This is a genomic window from Streptomyces sp. NPDC006643, assembly GCF_042870175.1.
Taxonomy (GTDB): Bacteria; Actinomycetota; Actinomycetes; order Streptomycetales; family Streptomycetaceae; genus Streptomyces.
Genome location: NZ_JBIAHA010000012.1, coordinates 34,598 through 57,335, shown reverse-complemented (window position 1 = coordinate 57,335; position 22,738 = coordinate 34,598). Strand labels below are relative to the sequence as shown.

Here is a 22,738-nt window from a genome sequence, read left to right as displayed (position 1 = left end):
CCTCTTGTAACCACCCCGATCGTCCGGCACGATCGAATGCCATGGAAGAAGGCACTTTGAAGTCACCGAGGCACTCGGCGGATACCGCCACGGCCCGAGCGACAGCCACCGCCACGGCCGGCGCCACAGCCCCGGCGACCGCCGCCCGTTGCGACTACGGCGACGCGGACCCCTTCCAGTGGGACACCCGCGAGGACTGCGAGGTCCGGCAGATCCTCGACCGGATCGGCGACAAGTGGTCGCTGCTGGTCATCGCCCTGCTCGACGTGAGCACGCTGCGCTTCACGGAGCTGCGCCGGGAGATCGACGGCATCAGCCAGCGCATGCTGACGGTGACGCTGCGCCAGTTGGAGCGCGACGGCCTGGTGAAGCGCACGGTCCACCCGGTGGTGCCGCCGCGCGTGGAGTATCAACTGACGCCCATGGGGCGGACGCTGCACACGACGATCAACGCGCTGGTCGTCTGGACCGAGGAGCACCAGAACCAGATCGCGGTGGCGCGCGAGGAGTACGACCGGCGCGCGGCAGAGGCGGACGCGGCGCTCTGACGGACCCGGCGCTCCGACGGACTCGGCGCTCCGACGGACCGGCGTGTTCACCGCGAGCGATACCGGGCGGGCGCTACGACTGGTCGCATGACCCTGCACTGGAAACTCGTCGTCGACACGACCGATCCCCACAGCCAGGCCGACTTCTGGGCGGCGGCCCTGGGTTACGTGGTCGAGGACAACAGCCCGCTGATCGAGCGGCTGCTGGGCATCGGAGCCGTACCGATCACGCAGACGGTCGACGCGCACGGCCGCCGAGCCTGGCTCGATCTCACCGCCGTCCGCCATCCGGACGACCCCTTCGACCCGGACACGGGCGAGGGCACCGGCCGGCGGATCGTCTTCCAGCGCGTCCCGGAGAGCAAGGCCGGCGAGAGCCGCGTCCATCTCGACGTACAGGCCGGGGAGGGCCGCAGGCCGGCGGAAGTGGCCAGGCTGGAGGGGCTGGGGGCGACGGCGCTGTACGAGGCGAACGAGCCCGGAGGTGTGTGGGTGGCCATGACGGACCCCGAGGGCAATGAGTTCCGTGTGCAGTGAGGAGGCGTACGGCCTCCGGCGGCCCGCCGCGTTTCGGGCGTGCGGTACGTTGCCCGGCATGACCGAGCCCGGAGTTGAGCCCGGACCGGCCTCCTGGCCGCCCGCCCCGATCAGGACCGAGCGGCTCGTGCTGCGTGAGGCCGGGGCCGGGGACCGGGCGAGGTTCGTCGAGCTGTTCGCCTCGCCGGAGGTGGGCACGTACATCGGTGGGGCCCGACCGCGCGACGAGCTTGAGCGTGCGGTGCCTGAGGTGCCCGGACGGCGGCCCGGCCTCTTCGTGGTCGCTCTCGACGGGGTGATGATCGGCATGATCACGTTCGATCGGCGCGACGCGGAGCGCCCGGGTCGGGTCCGCCCGGACGGCGGGGAGGCCGAACTCGGCTATCTGTTCCTGCCGGAGGCGTGGGGACACGGATACGCGGCCGAGGCGTGCGCGGCGGCACTCGGCTGGTTCGCCGGCGCGCGGCCCGGCGAGCCGCTGGTGCTCAGCACCCGGACCGCCAACGACCGCGCGATGCGCCTCGCGGCGAAGCTCGGGTTCACCGAGGTGGGGCGGTTCGAGGAGTACGGCGCGGAGCAGTGGTTCGGCGTGTGGTCACCGCGCGGTCAGTGACACCGTCGGGCTGAGCCCGTACGGACAGCCCACGCCCCGCCACTGGCCGGCACCCCGAGGTCCGGCTGTGCTGCCGGGCCGCGTTCGCGAGAACCCGACGGGTCCGCGGCGCCTGAACGGCATCCCTCCCCCCGGCCCCAGGGGACCGCCGAAGGTGCCTCCTGCCTGGTCGGCGTCGGCCGAGCAGGACCGGCCGGGCCGTCGGGCGACGGCGGTCCTCCGCCGTGCGACGCACCGCGCCAACGGGCCCGTCAGCCGCCCCGCAGGCGGACAGCGATCCCTCGCGGAGTCGCGGCCACGCGCGGGCACGCGAACACCCGGGCACCCGGACACGCCCCGGGACTTCCAGTGCCAACGAGCCCGGTCGGGGGCAACGTAGGGACGCATGTCAGCGGCACAAGTATCCGGAAGTCGAACGCGCGTGTCCGATTCCCGCCCTTGACGTTGAGTCAAGCGCGCATTGACCATCAGCACGCATCGTGCGCACCACCTTCCGTCAGTCCCCGTACGGAATCCGGAGCCCCCACATGAAGCTCTCCAAGCTCTCCGTTCCCGCACGTTCCGTCCTCGTCGGCGCCCTCGCGATCGGCGGGATGCTCGCGTCCCTCGCGCCCGCCGCGACAGCCGCGGCGCCCGCGCCCGCACCGGCCCCCGCCACCGCGGCCACGGTCCTCGCCGCCCCCGACATATCCCTCGCCAACGTCAAGGCGCACCTCACGCAGTTCTCCTCGATAGCCGCCGCCAACGGCGGCAACCGCGCGCACGGCAGGCCCGGCTATCTGGCCTCCGTCAACTATGTGAAGGGCAAGCTGGACGCGGCCGGGTTCACCACCTCCGTACAGCAGTTCAGCTCCGGCGGGAGGGTCGGCTACAACCTGATAGCCGACTGGCCCGGCGGTGACCCCAACCAGGTCGTGATGGCCGGTGCCCACCTCGACTCGGTGACCTCGGGCGCCGGGATCAACGACAACGGGTCCGGCTCCGCCGCCGTACTGGAGACCGCGCTCGCGGTGTCCAGAGCCGGGCTCCAGCCGACGAAGCATCTGCGGTTCGCCTGGTGGGGCGCGGAGGAGCTGGGGCTGGTCGGCTCCCGCTACTACGCGAACAACCTGCCGTCCGCCGAGCGCGCGAAGCTCGACGGCTACCTCAACTTCGACATGATCGGCTCGTCGAACGCCGGCTACTTCGTCTACGACGACGACCCCACCATCGAGCAGACCTTCAAGACGTACTTCGCCGGACTCGGCGTCCCGACGGAGATCGAGACCGAGGGCGACGGCCGCTCGGACCACGCCTCCTTCAAGAGCATCGGCATCCCGGTCGGCGGACTGTTCACCGGCGCCGGGCGTACGAAGACCAGCGCCCAGGCCCAGAAGTGGGGCGGCACGGCCGGCCAGGCCTTCGACCGCTGCTACCACTCGTCGTGCGACACGACGGCGAGCATCAACGACACCGCGCTGAACCGCAACAGCGACGCCGTCGCCTACGCGATCTGGGAGCTGGCGAGCTGATCGCCGCGCTCCTCAGGCATTGATGTCCTTCGCCGTGAAACGCGCCCAGGCCGCCGAGCCGAACACGGCCGCGTACACGCCTTGCAGGCCGAGATTCTTCAGCACGTCGTCCCAGTAGAACGGCTCGCGGAGCAGATCGGCGAAGGACAGCCAGTAGTGCGGGAAGAGATACGGGTGGATCCCGTGCAACTGCGGGATCGTGTCCAGGATCTGCACCGTGATCACCAGCCCGACCGTCGTCGCCATGGCGGCGATCCCGCTGTTGGTCAGGGTGGAGACGAACAGGCCGAGCGCCGCGAGCCCGATCAGTGACGCGGCGACGACCAGGGCGATCAGCACCGCCCTGACCAGCCCGTCGCCGAAGGAGATGCTCGTACCCGAGATCGTCGTGACATCGCCGAGCGGGAACAGCAGCGCCCCCACGATCAGCGCGGACACCGCCACCGCCAGGGTCGCGGCCAGGCAGAAGACCAGCGTCGCCGTGTACTTGGCCAGCAGCAGCCGCGTCCGGCCCGCCGGCGCGACCAGCAGATAGCGCAGGGTGCCGGCGTTCGCCTCGCCCGCGACCGCGTCGCCCGCGATGACGCCGACCGCCATCGGGAGGAAGACCGGCAGCGTCGCGGCGAGCGCGGCGAAGACCAGGAACAGCCCGTTGTTGGTGATCTGGGTGAGGAAGGCCGGGCCGCCGCCCTCGGGGCCGCCGCCGCCGACCGAGCCGCCGTCGCTCGTCTCGATCTTGATGGCGATGCCGATCAGCACCGGTACGGCCGCCAGTACGGCCAGCAGCGCGAGGGTGCGCCAGCGGCGGAAGGTGGTGACCAGCTCGGAGCGGAGCAGCCCGAACATCCAGAGCGGCGACACGGGGCGGGCCCGGGTACCCACAGCCGTATCCACGTCGGCGTCCGCGTTCCCGTTCACATCCGCGTCCGTACGCACGTCCGCGTCCGTATGCAAGTCCTCAGCCCGCGACATCGAATCCCTCCCCGGTCAGTGCCACGAACGCGTCCTCCAGCGAGGCCCGTTCGACCCCGAAGGCCCGTACGCGCACCCCCGCCCGTACGAGCCCGGCGTTCAGGTCGGCCGGCTCGGCCGGCTCCCCCTCGCCGGTCACCGGCAGCTCCCCGCTCACCCGGTCCCCGGCCACCGTCACATCGGTGACCCCCAGCTCCTTCAGCACCCGCGCGGCGTCCGCCGGATCGAGCGTCGTGACCGCCAGCCGCCCCCGGGTGCCGGCCGCCAGCTCCGCGACCGTGCCCTGGGTCAGCAGCCGCCCGCGCGCCATCACGGCGGCGTGCGTGCACACCTGCTCGATCTCGTCCAGCAGATGCGAGGAGAGGAACACCGTGGTCCCCTCGCCCGCCAGCTCCCGTACGAGGGCCCGGATCTCACGCATGCCCTGCGGGTCGAGGCCGTTCGTCGGCTCGTCGAGCACCAGCAGCTTCCTCGGCTGGAGCAGCGCGGCGGCGAGCGCGAGCCGCTGCTTCATGCCGAGGGAGTACGCCTTCGTCTTCTTGCCGCCCGCCGCCGTGAGCCCGACGCGCTCCAGCGCCCCGGCCACGCGGGCCCGGCGGGTGCGGGGATCGGCGGTCGGGTCGGCGGAGTCGTACCGCAGGAGATTGTCGCGGCCGTTCAAGTACCCGTACAGCGCCGGGCCTTCGATCAGCGCGCCCACCTGCGGCAGTACGGCTCCGGCGGCGCGCGGCATGGCGCGGCCGAGGACGGACGCGGTGCCGGCGGTCGGTTCCATGAGGCCCATCAGCATGCGGATGGTGGTGGTCTTCCCGGAGCCGTTGGGGCCGAGGAAGCCGAAGACGCTGCCGGCCGGTACGGCGAGGTCGAGCCGGTCGACCGCGAGCTGCCCGCCCCGGTAGCGCTTGGTGAGCCCGCGCGTCTCTATGACGACAGTCATCCCGCGGCCATCCCTTCTCCCCGTTCCCGGTGCGGACAGCGGTCCGCCCCGCCGTACGGAGCGTACGACGGGGCGGCCCGTCCATGCGTGGTGCTGCGCGTACGCGTGGTCCTGCGTGGCACGCGCCGCGCTTCGCGCTACTTCTCCGCGTCGGCCGCCTTTACCAGCGCGTCCTTGGTGACGGCGCCGACGTAGACCTTGCCGTCGTCCGTCATCAGGGCATTCACCAGGCGCGTCTTGAAGACCGTACCCGAGCCGAACTTCCCCTCGACCTTGTCGCCCAGCGCGTCCACGAACTCCCGCGCCTGCGCGGGCATGTCCTTCGACGCGGCGGCCGGGCCCACGCCGCCGGTGTCGAGCTGGACCACCGTGGTCCAGCCTTCCCCGATGACGTTCGGCTCCGACCCGAGACCCTTGAGGTCCTCGGGCGCCTTGTGCGACTGGTCCTTGCCCTTGCCCGCGGCCTTCGCCTCGTCGGCCTCCGTCACCTTCGCGCCCTTGGGGGGCGTGAAGTCGAAGGTGGACGCGGCCGGCTTCGAGAAGTCGACCTTGGTGAAGCCCACGTCGATCGCGGCCTTGCCACCGCTGCTGGGCAGGAGCGTGAACTTCAGCGGCGTACCGGTCTTGGAGTCGACCGCCACCTTGATGGAGCCGATCGTCGAGCCGGCCTGCTTGGGCTTGATGACCAGCTGGTAGGCGTCACGGCCCGCGATCCGCGCCGTGCCGTCGACGGTCACCGAGGTGGTGTCGCCCGCGGCCTTCAGGGCCTCCTGTGCGAAGTCCTGGGGCGTGGCGGGCAGATCCTCCGGCGCGGCCTGGTCCTTGCCCTTCGCGCCCTTCTCCGAGCCCTTGGCGGCGCCGGCCGGAGCCTTGGCGTGGTACGCCTCGTTCGAGGCGCTGTCGTACGCCCACACCTCGCCGCCGTTGTGGATCAGGCTGTACTCGGCGGCGCTGTCCAGGATCGACAGCCGCTGCTTGTCGGGGCCGTCGGCGGCGACGCGCAGCGTGTGCTCGCCGGAGGCCAGCTCCATCAGCCGGCCGCTCGGCTCGGCGGCGGAACCGCCCTCCTCGGCGCCCTCGGCGCCGGCCTTCGGCGCGAAGGTCCCGGCGGCCGAACCGCCGAGGCCGCCCAGCGCCGGGATGCCGAGGTCCGTGGTGATCTTGACGTGGCCGGACAACTGCTCGGTGTCGGACGCCGCGATCTTCTCGATCAGCTCGGCCGCGCTGATCTTCGGCAGATCCGGATCGCCGGTCGAGGCGAGCGCCGGGACGAGACCGATGGTGGCCGCCGTGATTCCCGCGACCGCGACCGGGACGACATAGCGCGCCGCTCTGCGACGGCCCGCCGGAACTTCCCCGGTCTCGCCGGTCTCGCCGGTGATCTGTGCGCTGTCGTTCGGTGCCATGTGTGCCCTACCTCCGTGGTCGGCGGCTTCCGTCCCTTGCACTCGTCCACCCCTTGCCGCCATTCTCACTCGAATTGGTCCGGGGTGGTGTTGTCCATAAGACCAAATCGGCTAATCGGAAGCGTCAACCCGCAGAGGCAACCTCGCGTACTGCTCTGGGATGACGGCCGGCGCCGTCCGCTCCCCCATCCAGTAGGGGACGCCCGGACTACGCGGCCCCGGAACGGCCGAACGCCCCCGACCGTCGTCGGGGGCGTCAACGGGCGTACTCAGCCCGCCCGGTGGACCACCAGGTCGCACAGCTCGACCAGCGCGGACTTCGCGTAGCACTCCGGCAGCGGGGTGAGCGCCGTACGCGCCTCCTCGGCGTACCGCACGGTGTCCCGCCGCGCCTGCTCCAGCGCCGGGTGGGCGCGCAGCCCGCGCAGCGCCTCCGCGTGCCGGGCGTCGTCCGTCAGATCGCCGTCCAGCAGCTCGACCAGCGCGATGTCCTCCGGGCGGCCGTGCGCCTCGGCCTGGGCGCGCAGCAGCAGCACCGGCAGCGTGGGGATGCCCTCGCGGAGGTCGGTGCCGGGGGTCTTGCCGGACTCGTGGGAGTCGCTGGCGACGTCCAGGACGTCGTCGGCGAGCTGGAAGGCGACCCCGAGCCGCTCGCCGTACTGGGTGAGGATGTCGGTGACCGTCTCGTCGGCGCCGGACGTCAGCGCGCCGAAGCGGCCGGACACGGCGAACAGCGCGCCGGTCTTGCCGGCGAGCACGTCGAGGTAGTGGCCGACCGGGTCGCGCCCATCGCGCGGTCCGGCCGTCTCCAGGATCTGACCCGTCACCAGCCGCTCGAACGCCTCGGCCTGGATCCGTACGGCCTCGGGGCCGAGGTCCGCCAGGATGTGCGAGGCGCGCGCGAAGAGGAAGTCACCGGTGAGGACCGCGACGGAGTTGCCCCAGCGGCTGTTGGCGCTGTCCACCCCCCGGCGTACGTCCGCCTCGTCCATCACGTCGTCGTGGTACAGCGTCGCCAGGTGGGTCAGCTCGACGACCACGGCCGCGGGGACGATCCCCGGGGCGTACGGGTCACCGAACTGGGCCGCCAGCATCACGACCAGCGGCCGGAACCGCTTGCCCCCGGCGCGCACCAGGTGCTGCGCCGCTTCCGTGATGAAAGGGACCTCGCTCTTGGTGGCTTCGAGGAGACCCGCCTCCACGGCCGACAATCCCGCCAGGACATCGGCTTCAAGAGCCGGGTCCCGCACGCTCAGCCCGAACGGCCCGACGACGGTCACGAGGGGTACTCCTGTCTGCTGACGATCACATGGATTGTCGATGTGTCGCTGCTGTCATTCAAGTCAGCGTATCCGGTCGGGTTTCGATCACCATGGGCGCCTTCCCGGCTCCACCCGTATGTTCGTGATCAGTAAATACGACCAGAACTGACCCCGTTTGTCCGCACCGCCCGCCCGTTCGGGCTACCGCCGGTACGGTGCCCCAACACCCCACCCCACTCTGGCCCTTTCGGTCATTGCGCGCTTTTTATCACTGCCGCCACCGGGCAACACCGACGTAACGTGGACCGCAGCGATCCGGAAAGCGAGGCAGCACCGATGCCCGAGCAGAGCCCGCTCGAACTGGCCGAGGGTGATCCCTTCGGTCCGCACAACCTCCCCTACGGCGTCTTCACCACGGCCGACGAGCCCGAGCGCCGTCGGCTCGGGGTCCGTGTCGGCGGCCATGTGCTCGACGCGGGGGCAGCAGCGTACGCGCTGGGCTCCCCGTACGCCGCGCTGCTGGACCGGCCCAGCCTCAACCCGCTGATGGCCGCCGGGCGCACCACCTGGCGCGACGTACGCCGGGCGCTCACCGCCTGGGTCACGGTCCCCGCCCACCGGCCGGACATAGAGCCCCTGCTGCACCCGCTCGACTCGGTCACCCTGCATCTGCCGTACGAGGTCGCGGACTACGTCGACTTCTACGCGAGCGAGCACCACGCCACCAACGTGGGCCGGATCTTCCGGCCCGACGGTGACGCGCTGACCCCCAACTGGAAGCATCTGCCGATCGGTTACCACGGCCGGGCCGGCACGATCGTCGTCTCGGGCACGGACGTGACGCGCCCGTCCGGGCAGCGCAAGGCGCCCGCCGACCCCGCGCCCGTCTTCGGGCCGTCCGTCAAGCTCGACATCGAGGCGGAGGTCGGCTTCGTCGTCGGTACGCCCTCGCGCCGGGGCAGCCCGGTGGAGCTGGCCTCCTTCCGCGACCATGTCTTCGGCCTCTCGCTGCTCAACGACTGGTCGGCGCGGGACATCCAGGCCTGGGAGTACGTCCCGCTCGGCCCGTTCCTCGGCAAGTCCTTCGCCACGTCCGTCGCCGCCTGGGTGACCCCGCTGGAGGCCCTGGACGCGGCCCGCGTGGCACCCCCGGCCCGTACGCACGAACTGCTCCCCTATCTGGACGACGCGGACGACGAGGAGCCCGGCGGCTTCGACCTGCGGATCTCCGTGTCCCTCAACGGCCGGGTGATCTCCGAACCCCCGTTCTCCGCCATGTACTGGACGGCGGCCCAGCAACTGGCCCATATGACGGTCAACGGCGCCTCGCTCCGTACGGGAGACCTCTTCGCCTCGGGCACGGTCAGCGGCGCCCGCCGCGAGGAACGCGGCTCCCTCCTCGAACTGACCTGGAACGGCACCGAGCCCCTCGAACTGCCCGACGGCAAACGGACGTTCCTGGAGGACGGCGACGAGATCACCCTCACGGCCTGGGCCCCGGGCCCCGACGGCACCCGCGTCGGCCTCGGCGAAGTGTCCGGCCGTATCACCACGGCATGAGAACGGCCCGACGCCCGCTCACCCTGCTGCTCGTCCTCCTGGCGGCCCTGCTGACGGCGCTCACCCTCCGGGGCCGGGGGCCCGAGCCCGGCTACGCGGAGGGCTACGACTTCGGCCGCGACAAGGGCCCACGCGGCCATCTGGGCGGGGCCGACCCGTCCGACACCGGTGCGGCCATGTCCGAGTGCGGTGAACACGCGGAGACGGACGGCATCAGAACGACCACCGCCTGGACGGCCGGCTGCGTCGACGGCGCCCTGGGCCTCCCGAAGTCACCCCCGGCCTCCTGAGGCCCGGCCACGAACACGCGGGGCCCCACCGTGCCGGTGGAGCCCCGCCGCGCTTGTGTACGGCCGTACGGGCCTAGGGGCCCGTACGGGCTACCGCACGAAGACGCCCGCCTGGCTTGCCAGGTCCAGGAAGTACTGGGGGGCGAGGCCCAGGACCAGGGTGACTGCCACTCCTACGCCGATCGTGGCCATCGTCAGCGGTGAGGGCACGGCGACCGTGGGGCCGTCCGCCTTCGGCTCGCTGAAGAACATCAGCACGATGACCCGGATGTAGAAGAACGCGGCGATCGCCGAGGAGATCACACCGACCACGACCAGCGCCCCGGCCCCGCCGTCCGCCGCCGCCTTGAAGACGGCGAACTTGCCGGAGAAGCCCGACGTCAGCGGGATGCCGGCGAAGGCGAGCAGGAAGACCGCGAAGACGGCGGCCACCAGGGGTGAACGCCGGCCGAGGCCCGCCCACTTCGACAGGTGCGTCGCCTCGCCGCCCGCGTCGCGGACCAGCGTGACGACGGCGAAGGCGCCGACCGTGACGAACGAGTACGCCGCCAGGTAGAAGAGGACGGAGGAGATGCCGTCGTCCGACATCGCGATGACACCGGCCAGGATGAAGCCCGCGTGCGCGATCGACGAGTACGCCAGGAGGCGCTTGATGTCCGTCTGTGTGATGGCGACGATCGCACCGAACAGCATGGTGAGGATCGCGACGCCGAACATCACCGGCCGGTAGTCCCAGCGCAGGCCCGGCAGGACCACGTAGAGCAGCCGCAGCAGCGCGCCGAACGCCGCGACCTTTGTCGCGGCGGCCATGAAGCCGGTGACCGGTGTCGGCGCGCCCTGGTAGACGTCCGGGGTCCACATGTGGAACGGCACCGCGCCGACCTTGAAGAGCAGGCCCATGAGGATCATCGCGCCGCCGATGAGCAGCAGCGCGTCGTTGCCCATGGTGTCCGCGAGGACCGGGTCGACCGTGCCCACCGTGCCGTCGACGACGGCGGCGATGCGCGCGTACGAGACCGAGCCCGCGTAGCCGTACAGCAGCGCGATGCCGAAGAGCAGGAACGCCGAGGAGAAGGCCCCGAGCAGGAAGTACTTCACCGCGGCCTCCTGCGACATCAGCCGCTTGCGGCGGGCCAGCGCGCACAGGAGGTAGAGCGGGAGGGAGAAGACCTCCAGCGCGATGAAGAGCGTCAGCAGGTCGTTGGCGGCCGGGAAGACCAGCATGCCCGCCACCGCGAACAGCATGATCGGGAAGACCTCGGTCGTGGTGAACCCGGCCTTGATCGCCGCCTTCTCGCCCTCGCTGCCGGGCACCGAGGCGCCCTCGGCGGCGAAGGAGTCGATCCGGGTGCCGTGGCTCGCCGGGTCGAGCCTGCGCTCGGCGAAGGTGAACACGGCGACGACCGACGTCAGGAGGATGACGCCCTGGAGGAACAGCGCGGGGCCGTCCACGGCGATGGCGCCCATGGCGGCAAGGTGCGCCTTGGTGCTGCCGTATCCGCCCGCCGCCAGCGCGACCACCGCGGCGAACGCGGCGGCCAGGGCGACGACCGAGAGGAAGAGCTGCGCGTAGTAGCGCCCCTTCCTCGGGACGAACGCCTCAAGGAGGATCCCGACGACCGCGGCGCCCAGCACGATCAGCACGGGAGCCAGTTGCGCGTATTCGATCTTGGGGGCCTGGATCTTGTCGATCCCCTCGGCCGCCGTCGTTGTCCACAGGCTGTGGACAGCTGTCGCACTCACGGTGCTGCCTCCACCTCGGGCTTGGGGTCGGACTTCTGGACGTCACTCATGGTGTGCTCCACCGCCGGGTTCACGATGTCGGTCAGCGGCTTCGGGTAGACGCCCAGGAAGAGAAGGAGCGCGATCAGCGGGGTGACGACCGCCAGTTCGCGGAGCTTCAGGTCCGGCATATGGCGGACCGACTCGTTGACCGGGCCCGTCATCGTGCGCTGGTAGAGGACCAGGACGTAGAGCGCGGCGAGCACGATGCCGATGGTCGCGATGATGCCGATCACCGGATATCTGCTGAACGTGCCGACCAGGACCAGGAATTCACTCACGAACGGGGCGAGCCCCGGCAGCGAGAGCGTCGCCAGTCCACCGATCAGGAACGTGCCGGCCAGGACCGGGGCGACCTTCTGCACTCCGCCGTAGTCCGAGATGAGCCGGGAGCCGCGCCGCGAGATCAGGAAGCCCGCGACCAGCAGCAGCGCGGCCGTCGAGATGCCGTGGTTGATCATGTAGAGCGTCGCGCCCGACTGGCCCTGGCTGGTCATCGCGAAGATGCCCATGATGATGAAGCCGAAGTGCGAGATCGACGCGTAGGCGATCAGCCGCTTGATGTCACGCTGGCCGACCGCGAGCAGCGCCCCGTAGATGATGCTGATCAGCGCCAGCACCAGGACGACGGGGGTGGCCCACTTGGACGCCTCCGGGAAGAGCTGGAGGCAGAAGCGCAGCATCGCGAACGTGCCGACCTTGTCGACCACCGCGGTGATCAGGACGGCGACGGGCGCGGTGGCCTCGCCCATGGCGTTGGGCAGCCAGGTGTGCACCGGCCACAGCGGCGCCTTGACGGCGAAGGCGAAGAAGAAGCCCAGGAAGAGCCACCGCTCCATGCCCGTCGACATGTCCAGCGTGCCGTCGGCCCGCGCCGCCGCGATCTCGGTGAGCGAGAAGGTGCCGGCCTCCACGAACAGACCGATGACGGCGGCCAGCATGATCAGGCCGCCGGCCAGGTTGTAGAGGAGGAACTTCACGGCCGCGTACGACCGCTGGGTGGCTCCGGCCTCGTCGCCGCCCGCGTGGGCCCGGTCCCCGAAGCCGCCGATGAGGAAGTACACCGGGATGAGCATGGCTTCGAACAGGATGTAGAAGAGGAAGACGTCGGTGGCCTCGAAGGAGAGGATCACCATCGCCTCGACCATCAGGATCAGGGCGAAGAAGCCCTGCGTCGGCCGCCAGCGGGAACTCTTGGTCTCCAGCGGGTCGGCGTCGTGCCACCCCGCCGCGATGACGAAGGGGATCAGCAGGGCGGTGAGCGCCATCAGCGACACACCGATGCCGTCCACGCCCAGTTCGTATCTGACCCCGAAGTCGGAGATCCAGGCGTGGGACTCCGTCAACTGGTAGCGGTCGCCGCCTGGTTCGAAGCGGACCAGCGCGATCGCCGCCAGGACGAGCGTGGCGAGCGAGAAGGCCAGCGCGATCCACTTGGCGGCGGTGCGCCGGGCGGCCGGGACGGCCGCCGTGACGATGGCGCCGATCGCCGGGACGGCCGCCGTCGCCGTCAGAAGGGGGAACGACATCTGATTACACCGCCCTCATCAGCAGGGTCGCGGCGATGAGCACTGCCGTACCTCCGAACATCGAGACCGCGTAGGAGCGGGCGTAGCCGTTCTGTAGCTTGCGCAGCCGGCCGGAGAGCCCGCCGAACGACGCCGCGGTGCCGTTGACGACACCGTCGACCAGGGTGTGGTCGACGTACACGAGCGAGCGGGTGAGGTGCTCGCCGCCGCGGACCAGGACCACATGGTTGAAGTCGTCCTGGAGCAGGTCGCGGCGGGCGGCGCGGGTGACCAGCGAGCCGCGCGGCGCGGTGACCGGCACCGGCTTGCGGCCGTACTGGAGATACGCCACACCGACACCGATGAGCAGCACCACGACCGTGCAGGTGGTGACGGCCGCCGCGCTGATCGGCGGGTGGCCGTGCTCGAACTGGGTGACCGGCTCCAGCCACTTCACGAACGACTCGCCGACCGAGAAGAGACCGCCCGCGAAGACCGAGCCGAAGGCGAGGACGATCATCGGGATCGTCATCGACTTGGGCGACTCGTGCGGCTTCGGCTCGTTGCCGTCCGCGTCGGGCTGCCAGCGCTTCTCGCCGAAGAAGGTCATCAGCATCACGCGCGTCATGTAGTACGCGGTGAGGGCCGCGCCCAGCAGGGTGACGGCGCCGAGGATCCAGCCCTCGGTGCCTCCCTTGGCGAACGCCGCCTCGATGATCTTGTCCTTCGACCAGAAGCCGGAGAGCCCCGGGAAGCCGATGATCGCGAGATAGCCGAGACCGAAGGTGACGAAGGTGACCGGCATGTACTTGCGCAGACCGCCGTACTTGCGCATGTCGACCTCGTCGTTCATGCCGTGCATGACCGAGCCGGCGCCGAGGAACAGCCCGGCCTTGAAGAAGCCGTGCGTCACCAGGTGCATGATCGCGAAGACATAGCCGATGGGGCCGAGGCCCGCGGCCAGGATCATGTAGCCGATCTGCGACATCGTCGAGCCCGCCAGGGCCTTCTTGATGTCGTCCTTCGCGCAACCGACGATCGCACCGAACAGGAGCGTGACGGCTCCGACGATCACGACGACCAGCTGAGCGTCCGGCGAGGCGTTGAAGATCGCGCCGGACCGGGTGATCAGATACACGCCCGCCGTCACCATCGTCGCCGCGTGGATCAGGGCCGAGACCGGGGTCGGGCCCTCCATCGCGTCGCCGAGCCAGGACTGGAGCGGCACCTGGGCCGACTTGCCGCAGGCCGCGAGCAGCAGCATCAGGCCGATGCCGGTGATCGTGCCGCCGCTGGCCTCACCGGTGGACTCCAGGACGGGTCCGAAGGCGAACGTGCCGAAGGTGGTGAACATCAGCATGATCGCGATCGACAGGCCCATGTCGCCGACGCGGTTGACCAGGAAGGCCTTCTTGGCCGCCGTGGCCGCGCTGGGCTTGTGCTGCCAGAAGCCGATGAGCAGGTACGACGCCAGGCCGACACCCTCCCAGCCGAAGTACAGCAGCAGGTAGTTGTCCGCGAGGACCAGCAGCAGCATCGCGGCGAGGAACAGGTTCAGATAGCCGAAGAAGCGGCGGCGCCGCTCGTCGTGCTCCATGTACCCGATGGAGTAGATGTGGATCAGGGTGCCGACGCCGGTGATGAGCAGCACGAACGTCATGGACAGCTGGTCGAGCTGGAAGGCGATGTCCGCCTGGAAGCTCTCGACGGGAACCCAGCTGAACAGGTGCTGGTGCAGGGCGCGGTCCTCGCCGCCCTTGCCCAGCATGTCCGCGAACAGCACCACGCCGATCACGAAGGAGGCACCCGCCAGCAGCGTGCCGAGGATATGGCCCACCCGGTCGAAACGCCGCCCGCCGCACAGCAGAAGACCTGCTCCGAGCAGGGGCGCCGCGATGAGCAGCGCAATCAAGTTCTCCACGATTCAGCGACCCCTCAGAGCTTCATCAGGCTGGCGTCGTCGACCGAGGCCGAGTGGCGCGAACGGAACAGCGACACGATGATCGCGAGCCCGACGACGACTTCCGCGGCGGCGACGACCATCGTGAAGAAGGCGATGATCTGGCCGTCCAGATTGCCGTGCATCCGGGAGAAGGCGACGAACGCGAGGTTGCACGCGTTGAGCATCAGCTCGACGCACATGAAGACGACGATCGCATTGCGCCGGATCAGCACTCCCGCCGCGCCGATGGTGAACAACAGCGCTGCGAGATAGAGGTAGTTGACCGGATTCATTTGGTGACGCCCTCCTCACGGTCCTCGCGGTCGAGTCGGTCCGCACGGCCCAGCCGCTCGCTCGACCGCTGCTCCAGCGCCTTCAGATCGGCGATGGCCTCACCGGAGACGTCCCGGATCTGGCCGCGGTCCTTCAGCGTCTTGTTGACCGTCAGCTCCGACGCGCTGCCGTCGGGCAGCAGACCGGCGATGTCGACCGCGTTGTGCCTGGCGTAGACACCGGGCGCGGGCAGCGGCGGCAGCTGCTTGCTGCGGATGCGCTGCTCGGACATCTCCCGCTGGGTCAGGGCCCGTTCGGTGCGCTCGCGGTGCGTGAGCACCATCGCGCCGACGGAGGCCGTGATCAGCAGGGCGCCGGTGATCTCGAAGGCGAACACGTACTTGGTGAAGATCAGAGCGGCGAGGCCCTCGACGTTGCCACCGGCGTTGGCGACGCCGAGTCCGGTGAAGGTCGTCAGCGACGCGTTGCCGATACCGGCGATCAGCAGGATGCCGAAGCCGAGGCCGCAGGCGGCGGCCCACCAGCGCTGGCCCTTGATCGTCTCGGTGAGCGAGTCGGCGGCGGTGACGCCGACGAGCATGACCACGAAGAGGAACAGCATCATGATCGCGCCGGTGTAGACGACGATCTGCACGATGCCCAGGAAGTACGCCCCGTTGGCCAGGTAGAAGACCGCCAGGATGATCATGGTCCCGGCGAGACAGAGCGCGCTGTGCACGGCCCGCCTCATCAGGATCGTGCAGAGCGCGCCGATCACGGCGACGGTGCCGAGAATCCAGAACTGGACGGCCTCGCCGGTCGAGGTGAGGGAAGCGGCGAGCGTGTTCATCCGCCGATCACCTTCTTCGACGCCGGTTCGTCCTCGCCGAAGGTGGAGGCGCTCTCCTGCGGAACCTCGCCCTTGGTGTACGCGACCTGCCTGACCGTGCCGGGGGCGGCCTCGGTCACCAGGCCCCGGTAGTAGTCCTGTTCGTCCGTGCCGGGGAAGATCGAGTGCGGGGACTCGACCATGCCCTCGGTCAGACCGGCGAGGAGCTGCTCCTTGGTGTAGATGAGGCTCTCGCGCGAACTGTCCGCCAGCTCGAACTCGTTGGTCATCGTGAGCGCCCGCGTGGGGCACGCCTCGATGCACAGGCCGCACAGGATGCAGCGGGCGTAGTTGATCTGGTAGACGCGGCCGTAACGCTCGCCCGGGGAGTAGCGCTCCTCCTCGGTGTTGTCCGCGCCCTCGACATAGATCGCGTCCGCCGGGCAGGCCCAGGCGCACAGCTCGCAGCCGATGCACTTCTCCAGGCCGTCCGGATGGCGGTTCAGCTGATGGCGGCCGTGGAAGCGCGGCGCCGTCACCTTCTCCGTCTCCGGATACTGCTCGGTCAGCCGCTTCTTGAACATGGCCTTGAAGGTCACGCCGAAGCCGGCGACCGGATTCAGCCGGCGCGCGCCGGGGTCGTCCCCCGTCGAACCTTTGGAAGCGTTGTCAGGCACCGTCAGCCTCCTTTCCGTCACTCGCGTCACTCTCAGTATTGACTCCGCCACTGACAACCAGTTCGCGCTCACCGCGTGAGCGTCGGCGCGGCACGGGCGGCAGGGTCTGCCCCGGCAGCGGAGGCACCGGGAATCCACCGGCCATCGGGTCGAACGGCGGCGGTGGTGGTTCGGCCGCGGCTGCGGCCTTCTCCTTCTTGTCCCGGAAGATGTCGGCGACGAAGGAGAGCAGCAGGATCGCGATGACGGCCCCGGCGACGTACAGGACGATGTCCTGGAAGTCGTAGTTCTCGTTGCGCAGGGCGCGCACGGTCGCCACCAGCATCAGCCAGACGACCGAGACCGGGATCAGCACCTTCCAGCCGAGCTTCATCAACTGGTCGTAGCGCACGCGCGGCAGCGTGCCGCGCAGCCAGATGAAGAAGAACAGCAGCAGCTGGACCTTGATGATGAACCAGAGCATCGGCCACCAGCCGTGGTTCGCACCCTCCCAGAACGAGGAGATCGGGTACGGGGCCCGCCAGCCGCCCAGGAAGAGCGTGGCGGAGACGGCGGAGACGGTGACCATGTTGACGTACTCGGCCAGCATGAACAGCGCGAACTTGATCGACGAGTACTCGGTGTTGAAGCCGCCGACCAGGTCGCCCTCGGACTCGGGCATGTCGAACGGCGCGCGGTTGGTCTCGCCGACCATCGTGACGATGTAGATGATGAAGGAGACCGGCAGCAGGATGATGTACCACCGGTCGGCCTGCGCCTCGACGATCGCCGACGTCGACATCGTCCCGGAGTAGAGGAACACCGAGGCGAACGCGGCGCCCATGGCGATCTCGTACGAGATCATCTGCGCGCACGAGCGCAGGCCGCCGAGCAGCGGATACGTCGATCCGGACGACCAGCCGGCGAGGACGATGCCGTAGATGCCGACCGAGGCGACCGCGAGGATGTAGAGCATCGCGATCGGCAGGTCGGTCAGCTGCATCGTCGTACGGTGGCCGAAGATCGAGACCTCGTTGCCCGCGGGGCCGAACGGGATCACGGCGATCGCCATGAAGGCGGGCACCGCCGCGATGACCGGCGCCAGGACGTAGACGACCTTGTCGGCCCGCTTGACGACGACGTCTTCCTTCAGCATCAGCTTGATGCCGTCGGCGAGCGACTGGAGCATGCCCCAGGGGCCGTGCCGGTTGGGGCCGATACGCAGCTGCATCCAGGCGACGACCTTGCGCTCCCAGACGATGGCGACCAGCACGGTCACCATCAGGAACGCGAAGCAGAAGACGGCCTTGAGGGCCACCAGCCACCACGGGTCGGTGCCGAACATCGAGAGGTCCTCGGCGGCGAGGACGCTCTGCGCGGGGGCGCCGAGTCGGTCGAGGGCGGTCATGCGCGCACCTCCGGTGCGTCGGACTCCGGGGCGCCGGACGGCCGCGCGTCCGCCGGGGCCCGCCCCTCGGCGGGGCCGATCCGGACGAGCGTGCCCGGCCGGGAGCCGGTGTCGGACAGGACACCGCCACCGGTCGAGTTCAGCGGCAGCCAGACGACCTTGTCGGGCATCTCGGTGACGCTGAGCGGCAGTTCGACCGTGCCGGCGGGGCCGGTGACGGCCAGGACGTCGCCGTCCTTGACGCCCGTCTCGGCCGCCGTGGCGGCGGAGAGCCGGGCGACGGCCGCGTGGCGGGTGCCCGCCAGGGCCTCGTCGCCGTCCTGGAGCCGACCCTGGTCGAGCAGCAGCCGGTGACCGGCGAGCACCGCCTCGCCCGCGCCCGGACGGGGCAGCGGACGGGAGGACTCGACGGGCGGTTCGGCGTGCGCACCGGTCCAGTTGGACAGCCGGTCCAGTTCGCGGCGTACGGACTTCAGGTCGGGCAGCGCGAAGGGGATGTCCATGGCGTCGGCGAGCATGTGCAGCACTCGCGCGTCGTCCGTGGCCAGCCGGCGCGTCATCTGCTCCGGCTTGAGCGCCGCCTCGAACATCCGCGCCCTGCCTTCCCAGTTGAGGAAGGTGCCGGCCTTCTCGGCGACGGCGGCGACCGGGAAGACGACGTCGGCGTGGTCGGTGACCTCGCTGGGCCGCAGCTCCAGCGAGACCAGGAAACCGACGGCCGCGAGGGCTTCACGCGCGCGTGCCGGGTCCGGCAGGTCGGCGACCTCGACGCCCGCGACGACCAGCGCGCCGAGTTCGCCGGTCGCGGCGGCCTCGACGATCTGACCGGTGTCGCGGCCGTGCCGCTGCGGCAGTTCACGCAGCCGCCAGACCTCGGCGGTCTCCTCGCGGGCCCGCGGGTCCGTGGCGGGACGGCCGCCGGGCAGCAGCGTCGCGAGCGCGCCGGCCTCGACCGCGCCGCGCTCACCGGCCCTGCGCGGCACCCAGACGAGCTTCGCGCCGGTCGCGGTGGCGGCCCTTTCGGCGGCGGTGAGCCCGCCGGGGACGGCGGCGAGCCGCTCGCCCACGACGATCACCGCGCCGCTCTCGCGCAGGGCGTCGGCGGCGCGGGTGCCCGCGCCTTCGAGGCCGGTCTGCGAGGCGAGCGCGTCGAGCCACTCGGTCTCGGTGCCGGGCGCGGCGGGCAGCAGCGTGCCGCCCGCCTTCGTCAGACCGGGGGTGGCGTGCGTGGCGATCGAGAAGCTGCGCTGCCCGTGCTTGCGGTGGGCCTTGCGCATCCTCAGGAAGACACCGGGCGCCTCCTCCTCGGACTCGAACCCGACGAGCAGGACGGCCGGGGCCTTCTCCAGCGTCGTGTTCGTGATGCCCGTGCCGTCCAGGTCGACGCCGTGTCCGGCGACGTGGGCGGCGAGGAAGTCGGCCTCCTCGGCGCTGTGTACGCGCGCGCGGAAGTCGATGTCGTTGGTGTCGAGCGCGACGCGGGTGAACTTGGCGTACGCGTAGGCGTCCTCGACCGTGAGCCGGCCGCCGGTCAGGACGGCGGCCCGGCCGCGCGCGGCGGCGAGACCGTTCGCGGCGGCCTCAAGTGCCTCCGGCCAGCTCGCCGGTGCCAGCTCGCCGTCCTCGCCGCGTACGAGAGGCGTGGTGAGCCGGTCCGGGCGCTGCGCGTAGCGGAAGCCGAAGCGCCCCTTGTCGCAGATCCACTCCTCGTTGACCTCGGGGTCGTCGGCGGCCATGCGCCGCATGACCTTGCCGCGCCGGTGGTCGGTGCGGGTGGCGCAGCCGCCTGCGCAGTGCTCGCACACGCTCGGCGAGGAGACCAGGTCGAACGGACGGGAGCGGAAGCGGTACGCCGCCGAGGTCAGCGCGCCGACGGGGCAGATCTGGATGGTGTTGCCGGAGAAGTACGACTCGAAGGGGTCGCCCACGCCGATGCCGACCTGCTGGAGCGCGCCGCGCTCCAGGAACTCGATCACCGGGTCGCCGGCGACCTGGTTGGAGAAGCGGGTGCAGCGCGCGCAGAGCACGCACCGCTCACGGTCGAGCAGCACCTGGGTGGAGATCGGTACGGGCTTCTCGAAGGTCCGCTTCTGGCCCTCGAACCGGGTGTCGGCCTGACCGGTGCTCATCGCCTGGTTCTGGAGCGGGCACTCGCCGCCCTTGTCGCAGACGGGGCAGTCCAGCGGGTGGTTGATCAGCAGCAGCTCCATCACACCGCGCTGCGCCTTCTCGGCGACCGGCGAGGTGATCTGCGACTTGACGACCATGCCGTCGGTGCAGGTGATGGTGCAGGAGGCCATCGGCTTGCGCTGGCCCTCGACCTCGACGATGCACTGCCGGCAGGCGCCGGCCGGGTCGAGGAGCGGGTGGTCGCAGAACCGGGGGATCTCGATGCCGAGGAGTTCGGCGGCGCGGATCACCAGGGTCCCCTTGGGGACCGAGATCTCGATGCCGTCGATCGTCAGCGAGACGAGATCTTCGGGCGGGACCGCCGCCTCGCCGCCGCCGGTGGGGGCGGAGGTGGTGACTGTCATGCGTTCACCTCCAGGTGCGCGTGCTGGTCGGCCCACAGGGTGGACTTCGCCGGGTCGAAGGGGCAGCCCTTGCCGGTGATGTGCTGCTCGTACTCCTCGCGGAAGTACTTGAGCGAGGAGAAGATCGGCGCGGCGGCGCCGTCGCCGAGGGCGCAGAACGACTTGCCGTTGATGTTGTCGGCGATGTCGTTGAGCTTGTCGAGGTCGGACGGGACGCCCTTGCCGGCCTCGATGTCGCGGAGCAACTGCACCAGCCAGTAGGTGCCTTCGCGGCAGGGGGTGCACTTGCCGCAGGACTCGTGGGCGTAGAACTCGGTCCACCGGGTGACGGCCCGCACCACGCAGGTCGTCTCGTCGAAGCACTGGAGGGCTTTGGTGCCGAGCATGGAGCCGGCGGCGCCGACGCCCTCGTAGTCGAGCGGCACGTCCAGGTGCTCGTCGGTGAACATCGGGGTCGAGGAGCCGCCCGGCGTCCAGAACTTGAGCCGGTGGCCCTTGCGCATGCCGCCGCCCATGTCGAGCAGCTGGCGCAGGGTGATGCCGAGCGGGGCCTCGTACTGGCCGGGGCTGGTGACATGGCCGCTGAGCGAGTAGAGCGTGAAGCCCGCGGATTTCTCGCTGCCCATCGACTTGAACCAGTCCTTGCCGCGGTTGAGGATCGCGGGAACCGAGGCGATGGATTCGACGTTGTTCACCACAGTGGGGCACGCGTAGAGACCCGCGACCGCCGGGAACGGCGGGCGCAGGCGGGGCTGTCCGCGCCGCCCCTCCAGCGAGTCCAGCAGCGCGGTCTCCTCGCCGCAGATGTACGCGCCGGCCCCCGCGTGCACGGTGATGTCGAGGTCGATCCCGCTGCCGAGGATGTCCTTGCCGAGGTAGCCCGCCTCGTACGCCTCGCGCACGGCCTCGTGCAGCCTGCGCAGTACGGGCACGACCTCGCCGCGCAGATAGATGAAGGCGTGCTGCGAGCGGATCGCGTAGCAGGCGATGATCATTCCCTCGATGAGGGAGTGCGGGTTGGCGAAGAGAAGGGGGATGTCCTTGCAGGTGCCGGGCTCCGACTCGTCGGCGTTGACGACGAGATAGTGCGGTTTGCCGTCGCCCTGCGGAATGAACTGCCACTTCATCCCGGTGGGGAAGCCCGCGCCGCCCCTGCCGCGCAGACCGGAGTCCTTCACGTACGCGATGAGGTCGTCGGGCGTCATGGCGAGCGCCTTGCGCAGGCCCTCGTACCCCTCGTGCCGCCGGTAGGTGTCCAGCGTCCACGCGTCGGGCTGGTCCCAGAACGCGGACAGGACCGGGGTCAGGAGCTTCTCCGGGCCGGTGTCGCTCATCTCGGGTGCTGTGGTCATCACTTCCCCTCCCCGTCTACCGGGCCCGTGGGGTTCGCGGGGTCGGACGGCGCGGTCTGCTGCGGCGCGTCATGGGAGCTGAGGTGCTCGGAGCCGGGCTGCGGCGGGGTGTCCCGCGGGGCCGCGTCGCCGCGCGGGCGCGGCGTACGGGCCGGTACGGCCTCGCCCTTGGCGAGCTGGAGGCCGATCAGCGAGGCCGGGCCCGCGCCGCCGGTGGCGTCGACGGCGCCGGGGCGCTCGTCGGGGAAGCCGGCCAGGATCCGCGCGGTCTCCTTGTACGTGCACAGGGGCGCGCCGCGCGTCGGTGCGACCTGCTCGCCGGCCCGCAGGTCGTCCACGAGCTGCTTCGCCGACTCGACGGTCTGGTTGTCGAAGAACTCCCAGTTGACCATCACCACCGGCGCGAAGTCGCAGGCCGCGTTGCACTCGATGTGCTCCAGCGTGACCTTGCCGTCCTCGGTGGTCTCGTTGTTGCCGACGCCCAGGTGCTCCTTGAGCCCGTCGAAGATGGCGTCGCCGCCCATCACCGCGCACAGCGTGTTGGTGCAGACGCCGACCTGGTAGTCGCCGGAGGGCTTGCGCCGGTACATCGAGTAGAAGGTGGAGACCGCGGTCACCTCGGCCGTGGTCAGCCCCAGCATCTCGGCGCAGAACCGGACGCCGGTACGGGTGACGTACCCGTCCTCGGACTGGGTGAGGTGCAGCAGCGGCAGCAGGGCCGAGCGGCTGTCGGGGTAGCGGGCGATCACCTCCTTCGCGTCCGTCTCCAGCCGGGCGCGTACATCGGCCGGGTAGTCGGGGGCGGGGAGTTGGGGCAT

The 22,738-nt window shown here is 70.4% G+C and carries 19 protein-coding genes and 1 pseudogene; 6 read left to right on the top strand and 14 right to left on the bottom strand.

All coding sequences use genetic code 11. The annotated features are described in order from the left end of the window. Positions 1-41: 41 nt before the first annotated feature. The 4 genes and pseudogenes from ACFYNU_RS17680 to ACFYNU_RS17665 all read left to right on the top strand — a co-directional run. Entirely contained in the window at positions 42-548 is a 507-nt protein-coding gene (locus ACFYNU_RS17680; protein WP_356586681.1) for a helix-turn-helix domain-containing protein, read from the top strand. 87 nt (positions 549-635) lie between these two features. Next, the gene (locus ACFYNU_RS17675; RefSeq protein ID WP_356586679.1) at positions 636-1,085 is read left to right on the top strand and encodes a VOC family protein; all 450 of its coding nucleotides are present in this window, start codon (positions 636-638) and stop codon (positions 1,083-1,085) included. Positions 1,086-1,143: 58 nt separating this feature from the next. Continuing rightward, positions 1,144-1,698 carry a GNAT family N-acetyltransferase gene (locus ACFYNU_RS17670; RefSeq protein WP_356586677.1) on the top strand — a complete coding sequence of 185 codons (555 nt, stop codon included), beginning with the start codon at positions 1,144-1,146 and terminating at the stop codon, positions 1,696-1,698. Between the two features lie 593 nt (positions 1,699-2,291). Next, positions 2,292-3,206, top strand: a pseudogene (locus ACFYNU_RS17665) (M28 family metallopeptidase); the annotation flags it as partial. Positions 3,207-3,221: 15 nt separating this feature from the next. On the opposite strand, the gene ACFYNU_RS17660 reads toward ACFYNU_RS17665, so the two are convergent. The 4 genes from ACFYNU_RS17660 to ACFYNU_RS17645 form a co-directional block, all read right to left on the bottom strand. Then, positions 3,222-4,181 (bottom strand): ABC transporter permease, encoded by a 960-nt coding sequence (locus ACFYNU_RS17660; RefSeq protein ID WP_388766612.1) that lies wholly within the window; start codon positions 4,179-4,181, stop codon positions 3,222-3,224. Then, positions 4,168-5,118, bottom strand: coding sequence for an ABC transporter ATP-binding protein (locus ACFYNU_RS17655; RefSeq protein ID WP_356586675.1), 951 nt, complete (start codon positions 5,116-5,118; stop codon positions 4,168-4,170). Before ACFYNU_RS17655 ends, ACFYNU_RS17660 begins: the two co-directional genes overlap by 14 nt. A gap of 137 nt (positions 5,119-5,255) precedes the next feature. Continuing rightward, the gene (locus ACFYNU_RS17650) at positions 5,256-6,524 is read right to left on the bottom strand and encodes a DUF2092 domain-containing protein (protein WP_356586673.1); all 1,269 of its coding nucleotides are present in this window, start codon (positions 6,522-6,524) and stop codon (positions 5,256-5,258) included. 269 nt (positions 6,525-6,793) lie between these two features. Further along, a complete protein-coding gene (locus ACFYNU_RS17645) occupies positions 6,794-7,804 on the bottom strand; it encodes a polyprenyl synthetase family protein (RefSeq protein ID WP_356586671.1) in 1,011 nt (336 codons plus the stop codon). Between the two features lie 318 nt (positions 7,805-8,122). Here ACFYNU_RS17645 and fahA point away from each other — a divergent pair, with 318 nt between their 5' ends. After that, complete coding sequence (fahA, locus tag ACFYNU_RS17640) at positions 8,123-9,346, top strand: fumarylacetoacetase (protein WP_356586669.1); 1,224 nt, start codon at positions 8,123-8,125, stop codon at positions 9,344-9,346. Beyond that, on the top strand, positions 9,343-9,636 hold the full coding sequence (locus ACFYNU_RS17635; protein WP_356586667.1) for a hypothetical protein: 294 nt from the start codon (positions 9,343-9,345) through the stop codon (positions 9,634-9,636). The genes fahA and ACFYNU_RS17635 overlap by 4 nt, the downstream gene beginning before the upstream one ends. A 90-nt stretch (positions 9,637-9,726) precedes the next feature. Here the strand turns inward: ACFYNU_RS17635 and nuoN are convergent, their stop codons facing one another. From nuoN to nuoE, 10 genes are read right to left on the bottom strand one after another with little or no spacing between them, the layout of a single operon-like run. Continuing rightward, positions 9,727-11,379: an NADH-quinone oxidoreductase subunit NuoN gene (nuoN, locus tag ACFYNU_RS17630; protein WP_356586665.1), complete on the bottom strand. Its 1,653-nt coding sequence runs from the start codon at positions 11,377-11,379 to the stop codon at positions 9,727-9,729. Continuing rightward, a complete protein-coding gene (locus tag ACFYNU_RS17625; RefSeq protein WP_356586663.1) occupies positions 11,376-12,947 on the bottom strand; it encodes an NADH-quinone oxidoreductase subunit M in 1,572 nt (523 codons plus the stop codon). The genes nuoN and ACFYNU_RS17625 overlap by 4 nt, the downstream gene beginning before the upstream one ends. Positions 12,948-12,951: 4 nt before the next feature. Beyond that, the gene (gene nuoL, locus ACFYNU_RS17620; RefSeq protein WP_356586661.1) at positions 12,952-14,847 is read right to left on the bottom strand and encodes an NADH-quinone oxidoreductase subunit L; all 1,896 of its coding nucleotides are present in this window, start codon (positions 14,845-14,847) and stop codon (positions 12,952-12,954) included. A gap of 14 nt (positions 14,848-14,861) precedes the next feature. Beyond that, positions 14,862-15,161, bottom strand: a complete 300-nt coding sequence (nuoK, locus tag ACFYNU_RS17615; RefSeq protein WP_069927518.1) for an NADH-quinone oxidoreductase subunit NuoK — start codon at positions 15,159-15,161, stop codon at positions 14,862-14,864. Next, positions 15,158-15,991, bottom strand: a complete 834-nt coding sequence (locus ACFYNU_RS17610) for an NADH-quinone oxidoreductase subunit J (protein ID WP_356586658.1) — start codon at positions 15,989-15,991, stop codon at positions 15,158-15,160. The genes nuoK and ACFYNU_RS17610 overlap by 4 nt, the downstream gene beginning before the upstream one ends. Continuing rightward, entirely contained in the window at positions 15,988-16,647 is a 660-nt protein-coding gene (gene nuoI / locus ACFYNU_RS17605; protein WP_356586656.1) for an NADH-quinone oxidoreductase subunit NuoI, read from the bottom strand. The genes ACFYNU_RS17610 and nuoI overlap by 4 nt, the downstream gene beginning before the upstream one ends. Continuing rightward, a complete protein-coding gene (nuoH, locus tag ACFYNU_RS17600; protein ID WP_356586654.1) occupies positions 16,640-18,034 on the bottom strand; it encodes an NADH-quinone oxidoreductase subunit NuoH in 1,395 nt (464 codons plus the stop codon). The genes nuoI and nuoH overlap by 8 nt, the downstream gene beginning before the upstream one ends. Further along, positions 18,031-20,568, bottom strand: a complete 2,538-nt coding sequence (locus tag ACFYNU_RS17595; protein ID WP_356586652.1) for an NADH-quinone oxidoreductase subunit G — start codon at positions 20,566-20,568, stop codon at positions 18,031-18,033. Before ACFYNU_RS17595 ends, nuoH begins: the two co-directional genes overlap by 4 nt. After that, positions 20,565-21,920, bottom strand: coding sequence for an NADH-quinone oxidoreductase subunit NuoF (gene nuoF, locus ACFYNU_RS17590; protein ID WP_356586650.1), 1,356 nt, complete (start codon positions 21,918-21,920; stop codon positions 20,565-20,567). The genes ACFYNU_RS17595 and nuoF overlap by 4 nt, the downstream gene beginning before the upstream one ends. After that, the gene (nuoE, locus tag ACFYNU_RS17585; RefSeq protein ID WP_356586990.1) at positions 21,920-22,738 is read right to left on the bottom strand and encodes an NADH-quinone oxidoreductase subunit NuoE; all 819 of its coding nucleotides are present in this window, start codon (positions 22,736-22,738) and stop codon (positions 21,920-21,922) included. Before nuoE ends, nuoF begins: the two co-directional genes overlap by 1 nt.